Annotated in this window: 7 protein-coding genes; 4 read left to right on the top strand and 3 right to left on the bottom strand. The window is 56.4% G+C overall.

The window, feature by feature from the left end; translation table 11 throughout:
* Window positions 1-152 precede the first annotated feature (152 nt).
* From HFM78_RS13840 to HFM78_RS13830, 3 genes are all read right to left on the bottom strand, one after another.
* A complete protein-coding gene (locus HFM78_RS13840; RefSeq protein WP_287130039.1) occupies window positions 153-1,319 on the bottom strand; it encodes a serine protease in 1,167 nt (388 codons plus the stop codon).
* A gap of 142 nt (window positions 1,320-1,461) precedes the next feature.
* Window positions 1,462-2,319 (bottom strand): fructosamine kinase family protein, encoded by an 858-nt coding sequence (locus tag HFM78_RS13835; protein ID WP_287130038.1) that lies wholly within the window; start codon window positions 2,317-2,319, stop codon window positions 1,462-1,464.
* Window positions 2,306-2,779: a low molecular weight protein-tyrosine-phosphatase gene (locus HFM78_RS13830; protein WP_287130037.1), complete on the bottom strand. Its 474-nt coding sequence runs from the start codon at window positions 2,777-2,779 to the stop codon at window positions 2,306-2,308. Before HFM78_RS13830 ends, HFM78_RS13835 begins: the two co-directional genes overlap by 14 nt.
* A 225-nt stretch (window positions 2,780-3,004) precedes the next feature.
* Here HFM78_RS13830 and upp point away from each other — a divergent pair, with 225 nt between their 5' ends.
* Genes upp through HFM78_RS13810 form a run of 4 tightly spaced genes read left to right on the top strand, consistent with a single transcriptional unit; the run spans window position 3,005 to window position 6,211 of the window.
* Window positions 3,005-3,655 (top strand): uracil phosphoribosyltransferase, encoded by a 651-nt coding sequence (gene upp, locus HFM78_RS13825; RefSeq protein WP_287130036.1) that lies wholly within the window; start codon window positions 3,005-3,007, stop codon window positions 3,653-3,655.
* Between the two features lie 24 nt (window positions 3,656-3,679).
* Window positions 3,680-4,906, top strand: coding sequence for a tetratricopeptide repeat protein (locus HFM78_RS13820; RefSeq protein WP_287130035.1), 1,227 nt, complete (start codon window positions 3,680-3,682; stop codon window positions 4,904-4,906).
* Window positions 4,903-5,466, top strand: a complete 564-nt coding sequence (gene rsmD / locus HFM78_RS13815; RefSeq protein WP_287130034.1) for a 16S rRNA (guanine(966)-N(2))-methyltransferase RsmD — start codon at window positions 4,903-4,905, stop codon at window positions 5,464-5,466. Before HFM78_RS13820 ends, rsmD begins: the two co-directional genes overlap by 4 nt.
* Before the next feature lie 22 nt (window positions 5,467-5,488).
* A complete protein-coding gene (locus tag HFM78_RS13810) occupies window positions 5,489-6,211 on the top strand; it encodes a nuclear transport factor 2 family protein (RefSeq protein WP_287130033.1) in 723 nt (240 codons plus the stop codon).
* Window positions 6,212-6,218 lie beyond the last annotated feature (7 nt).

Below are 6,218 nucleotides of genomic sequence, written 5' to 3'. Positions count from 1 at the left end.
TGGGGAGAGCATAGCCCCTACGACAGAGGCGCAATCCGATGTTGCAAGCGAACTCGTGGAACCAGGAATCCCCCGGCTTTAGCCGTGGGGAGTGTCAAAATCTGCACTAGCTTACCTAATGAGGGGTGCTAGTGTACCCCCAAGGGATTAACTTACAGACACGCTGCTTGGGTCACGGGATTGCCGCAGAGAGTATTCACCAGGGTCACAATATTGGTGTCCTTAAAAGGGGAGGCACCCTGTTGTTTAATGCCCTGATTCGTGTAGCCCCAGCTTGTCACGCCCACAACAGTGTTGGAGTTGGGATAGGTGCCACTGGAGATACCGCTTAGGGTCGGGCGGATACCGAGGTTGATGAGCCAAGGACCGCCGCTGGAGCCGCCGTTCATCAAGGAGCCGATGATCGTATTTGAGGACTGGCTGCTATTGACAAAGCCCTGGGAGTCGTTACGAGCCATGTAGAGGGCACTGTCTAGACCCGCCGGGTAGCCGAGTTGGCTGACGTGGGTGAGGCCATTGTTGGCGGTGGAAGTGAACCCGAAACCATTCCAGCCATAGCCATACCAGCCGGTGTTGGTCCCAGGAAAGACGTTATTTTGTGGGCTGAGACGGACGGTTGCCACATCGTTGACACAGACAATCCCGGTGGTCGAGCAGGAATCCGTGCCATTGAAGTAGGAGCTTAAGACCGAAGTGCTGGCTGCGTTCCAAGTCCCGTAGGGTGCGGCTCCATTGCGGTAGCCAGGGATGAATTGGATGCTCGTGTAGAAACGTTTTTGCCCGTAGGCAGAGACGCAGTGCGCCGCTGTCACCACCAGTCCGCGCTTAATCAATGAAGCAGAACAGATGAAGGACGAGTTCCCGTCTCTGAAGAAGAGTTTACCCGCCGCCCGGTAGGGATAGTAGGTGTTGGTTGCGAGACCCGACAGGTCGGCCTTCGCGGTGCTAAAAGGCTGGAGGCTAGTCCCAAACTCTTCAGACCCAACTTCGTCCTCATCAATGCCTGATTTGGGCACCAGTGTCGGGTTCGTGCGACCCGCACCTTGGGCACCTGCCGAGAACCCAGGTGTGCTCGGCAGTAGGTCACGAACCGCATCGAGGTCAGGCAGTTCAATCGCATTCGGCGGCGGATTGGGATTTCTGGGCAGAGGCAGCGGTCGGGCATTGATGTAATCTCTGACGGTGAACGCTGGTTCTTGGGCCTCAGTGGTAATGGTCGTCACGCCCCCTTGTTGTCTGACATTTTGTTGCGCTAGAGCCGGTAATGCACAGGCAATACCCATGGACAACATCAAGATTTGCAACCGTATCGCTTTCATGAAAAGTACCTGTAATAAACACATTGCTACGTTAGCAGGGCCGCCGGATAACGAAAGTGCAATGAAAAGGAATCGAAAAGATAACCAAAAAGCATGAAAGGGTAAATTAGACCGGCGAACCTCTGAGCGTACGTTAATTCTCCTAATTCAGAAGTTGACGAATCATTTGTTCCGCTTGGATACGATAGCCGCTACCGAACAAATTGAAATGGTTGAGGACATGGTAGAGGTTGTAGAGTATTTTACGCTCTTGGTAACCGGGGTCTAGAGGATAGGTCGCGTGATAGGCCCGATAGAACTCCGGGGCAAAACCACCAAAGAGTTCAGTCAGCGCGAGGTCCACTTCCCGGTCGCCCACATAGAGAGCCGGGTCAAAAATAACGGGTTCGCCGGTAGTTAAAAAACCTACATTGCCGCGCCAGAGGTCGCCGTGGACCAAGGCAGGGATAGGCGTGTAGGACCGGAAAAACTGGGGCAAGCGGTCCAAAAGTCGTTCACTGCCCGTTGGCACAAACCCTTGCGCCTGGGCTAACTGGAGCTGATAACCCAAACGCTGTTCTTGAAAAAAAGTTACCCAGTCCCGGTGCCAAGTGTTGATTTGGGGCGTGGAGCCGATGGTATTTTCCCGGTCCCAACCGAAATCCAGTCCCGCCGGGGTCTGGTGCAGACGGGCCAACTGTTCCCCCAGAGCTTGCCAATTAGCTAAACGATTAGCTAGCGGCAACCATTCCAAAACGAGGAAACTATGGTCGTCTAGCGTGCCGTGACCGAGGACTGCGGGGACGCGGAGGGTCTGGGTGAGGGCGAGTTGGTGCAGAGCTTCAGCCTCGGCAATAAACATCCCCAAACGGTCTCGCTCATTGAGTTTGACAAAGCCAGTCCAAGTGGCGGTCTGGAGACGATAGCACTGGTTAATACTTCCGCCGCTCACGGGTTGACAAGTGACCGCCCCGGTGACGCCGATTTCCTGAATCAACCGTTGCCAATCAATCACGGACATAGGTTTTAAGGAGGCCCCCACAGGCATCAAAGAGGAGATCGAGGACCGTCTCAAACCCGGCGGGTCCATCATAGTAAGGGTCTGGGACCTCTTGAAGCACGGACTGAGTACAGAATTCACACATCAATTTGACCTTAGCTTGGTGTTGCCCCGTCGGGTCAAGGCGGCGGATATTGCGGTAATTATCGCGGTCCATCGCCAGAATTAAGTCAAACTCATCAAAATCCGCCCTGATAAACTGACGAGCCTGCCCCCGAAAAACCAACCCCCGCGCCCGTGCTGCTTGGACCATGCGGCGGTCGGGCGGATTGCCGATGTGATAACTCGCTGTCCCCGCCGAATCACAGCTAATCTGCTCCTCCAACCCTGCTTCTTGCACCAAGTGGTTCATGATGTTCTCGGCGGCAGGTGAGCGGCAGATATTACCCAAGCAGACAAACAAAAGTTTCTGAGGTGCCATGACTAGCTAGTTTACGGCAAGAAGCCCCTCCGCCCTCGCCGGCTGTTGGGGATGTTAGAGGATGGCTGTAAGCCTTTCGGAAATCTTGCCAGTCTTGCGGGAAGCTTAGTTGGTCTTGCAGAACTTTCCGGGACCCTGGTAGCCATTGAGGGGCATGGGCTACCACAGAGATTCTTGAAATATGCACTGAAAAGGCATGATGGTTGAAGATTCATCGAGGCTTCCATGCAACTCAGGGTCCATGTCCCCGCCCATCCCTTCATTGCTCAACTGCTCACTATCTGCCGTGACAAAAATACCCCGACCCCAGTTTTCCGGGCAGCAGTGGCAGACTTGGGGCGGTGGTTGACCTATGAATGTTGCCGCGATTGGTTGCCGGTGGTCGAGACCCAGGTCGAGACCCCCCTCGGCGTGCTGACAGAAGCGAAATTTGTAGACCATAGCCAGCCCATCGCCCTCGTCCCGGTATTGAGGGCGGGATTAGCCCTGTTGGAAGGTTGTAGCCCGCTCCTGCCCACCGCCCGGATTTACCATTTAGGTTATCGGCGCGATGAGACCACCCGTCAGGCTCAGCTTTACCTCAACTGTCTCCCCCCAGCCTTCACGCCCCAGACCCGCATTCTGGTCCTAGAACCGATCTTGGCGACGGGCGGGACCCTGCTTCAAGTGTTGGCCCAGTTAGCTGCACGGGGGGCAATGACCGAACAAATCCGCATCATCTCCGTCCTTGCCTCGGGTCCGGCTCTGCACAAATTGAGCCAGCAACATCCCAAGTTAGTCATCTACTGCGCGATGATTGACGAATTCCTGGATGACCGTTGTTTCATCGTGCCGGGATTGGGCGATGCAGGAGACCGCGCTTTTGGGACTAATTGAACTGGACACTATCGGAATGCAGCAATGAAAAAATACTGGCTCATCCTATTCGCCCTCGGGCTAGGGCTACTCCCGGTCCAGGCCCGTCCTGAGACCGTGGCTCAGTATCAACAAGCTCTTCAGAAGAGCCCGGACTCAGCCCAATTATGGAATGAACTAGGTGTGGCTCTCCGACGGGATAACCAACGGACCCAGGCCCGCACCGCCTATACCAAGGCAGTCCAACTCAACCCCCGCTTCTCCGAGGCCCACAATAATCTTGCCGTGGTCTTAGCCGAACTGGGTGATCTTCCCAAAGCACTTGAGACCGCCCGTCGTGCCGTTCAACTAGACCCCGAGAACCGCACCGCGCTGCTTAACTTAGGCTTTTTGCAGGAACAGCAACCGGACTGGGTAGGGGCGGTCTCAAGCTACCAGCGCGTATTAAATCAGTTCGGCGGGAGTGCCCCGGTCTATTACCGTCTGGCAGTGGCCTACCAAGCCCAGGGCAAACTCATGGACACAGCTTGGCAGTTGGACCAAGCCCTCAGACTAGACCCGGATCACCGGGAATACCACCTCGCCCTGGGTCGTCTAGAGTACCAGCTAGGCCACCCTGAACGCGCCTTACAAGCCTTAGACGGTCAAGACTTGGGCACAGACGGCAATCTCTGGCACCTGTTGGGACGGCTGTACTACCAAGTGGGACGTTACCCCGAAGCCGTCACCGCCCTCGCCACCACCCACCGCCTCAAAACCCAAAATCCCCAGGTTCTCAACGACTGGGGAGCCGCCTTGATGCAGACGGGCGAACTCACCCAGGCCCAAACCACCCTCAGCCAAGCCCTGACCCTCCAGCCCGACTACGCCGAAGCCTGGGCCAACCTGGGACTGGTTTACCGCCGCCTAAAAACCGTGCCCCAAGCCCTGCAAGCCTATCAACAGGCCCTCAAACTCGACGCTGGCCTGACCCAGACCTACAACAACCTAGGCAGTCTCCTCCTCGAAGAAGCCCGTATCCCCGAAGCCATCACCAACCTAGAGCAAGCCGTTCGTCTGGACCCGACCTACTGGGAAGCGCAGCGCAACTTGACCTTGGCCTATGCGCGGGGGGGCGACCTGACTCGTGCTGAGACCCAGGCGACTAAGGCGTTAGCTATGGCAACCCGTACCCAAGACATCCTGCTATCCACCGATGATCTGCTCAAACTCAAGGACCTGAGTAATCCACCACCTACCCCGAATCCCCGTCGTACCCCCGTGCAACCATGACTCTCAGAATTTATGGCAACCGCAAACTCAAAACCCTCCCTGGTGAAGATACCCGCCCCACCACCGGACGGGTGCGCGAGGCTCTATTCAACTTCTGGTCCGAGCGGGTGGCGGGCTGTCGTTGGCTGGACCTGTGCTGCGGCTACGGGACCATGGGGGCGGAGGCCCTAGCCCGGGAGGCTCAGTGGGTCGTGGGCGTTGAGCAGTCAGCCCCAGTGCGCCGGATTGCCCTAGAGAATTGGGCACAGATTGCCCCCGGTCGGTTTGCCATTTATCAAGGGACCCTGCCGGAGCTACTGGGGGCCATTGCCCGTCGGGAGCCCGCCTTTGACTTGGTGTACCTAGACCCGCCCTACCAAAGCGGGCTGTACTTACCGATTTTGGCGCAGTTGCAGCAGACAAACTTAATTCACTTGGATTCCAGCGTGGCCTGTGAACACCGCCGCCGTCACCCCCCTGGGCCCGCCCCCGGCTGGGAGCAATACGACCAGCGCGACTACGGGACGAACGCTTTGAGCTTCTACCGGCTGGTGGACACGAGAGAATCAATCGTAGACTAGAAAAAGTTCTTGGGTAGTCACGATGAAACAATGGTGGTTCGGCTGTCTGTGGTTGGCGTTGCCCGTAGCGGCGCAGTCGGATTTGAATCAAGTGATTCGTGAATTTGACCAGAGTGCTTCCCGGCGTGACCTCAGCGCGGTCATGAGCTACTACGCCCCAGACTTCAAAAATAACGACGGTCTCGACAAAGCCAAACTCACCACTGCCCTCACGAATTTTTGGAAGGACCTACCCGAATCCACCTACACTACTGAAGTTCTAGACCTCAAAGTAACCGGGGACCAGACCACTGCCACCACCCGCACCCGCGTCACCGGACAACTCCAACAGAATAATTTTACCTTCGCGCTCCTCGCGACCACTGAAGCCCAGAGCCTGTGGCAACAACAGGGAGGCCGTTGGCAGTTGCTGAGCCAGACCATAACCAGCGAAAAAAGTGAACTCAAAAGCGGTCCCAAGCCGCCCCAAGTGAAAGTAGAACTCCCGGCAACTGTAGCCGCCGGTAAGAGTTACGAACTATCGGCAATCCTGGCCCAGCCCCTCGAAGAAAAAGTCATCCTCGGCACCGTCCTCCAGGGCAACGCGGGCCAAGACTTACCTTTGATTAATCTCGATGACCTCAGAGCCGGAGGTTTATTCAAAAAGAACTCCGTCCCCGCCGCCGCCATTGACCAAGTGGTGAACCTGGGGTTTGTCCAAGGTGACGGGATGTACTTCTTGAGCCAGCGCATCAAAGTTGAATAGGACTTGA

This window comes from Candidatus Cyanaurora vandensis, assembly GCF_013285555.1.
Classification (GTDB): Bacteria; Cyanobacteriota; Cyanobacteriia; order Gloeobacterales; family Anthocerotibacteraceae; genus Cyanaurora; species Cyanaurora vandensis.
The sequence above is the reverse complement of the archived record's forward strand: the minus strand, read 5'-3'. Positions and strand labels throughout refer to the sequence as shown.